The sequence below is a fragment of the Neisseria sp. P0014.S009 genome (genome assembly GCF_051958155.1).
GTDB lineage: Bacteria > Pseudomonadota > Gammaproteobacteria > Burkholderiales > Neisseriaceae > Neisseria > Neisseria flavescens_C.
The window spans coordinates 1-273 of the sequence record NZ_JBQCVS010000121.1 but is presented as its reverse complement, the minus strand read 5'-3'; the positions used below and the strand labels follow the sequence as shown (position 1 = coordinate 273).

Genomic DNA, 273 nt, shown 5'->3' with positions numbered 1-273 from the left:
GACTACAAGGGTATCTAATCCTGTTTGCTCCCCACGCTTTCGAGCCTCAGCGTCAGAAATGTTCCAGAGCGCCGCCTTCGCCACCGGCCTTCCTCCCGATCTCTACGCATTTCACCGCTACACCGGGAATTCCGCGCTCCTCTCCCATCCTCTAGCTGAGCAGTCCCCTCTGCACTTTCCGGGTTAGGCCCGGAGATTTCACGGAGGGCTTACCCAACCGCCTCCGCTCCCTGTACGCCCAGTGAATCCGAACAACGCTTGCCACCTTCGTAT

The 273-nt window shown here is 59.0% G+C and carries 1 rRNA gene; it reads right to left on the bottom strand.

What is annotated here, in order from left to right:
* Window positions 1-273 (bottom strand): 16S ribosomal RNA (locus ACTHS4_RS11955); the annotation flags it as partial.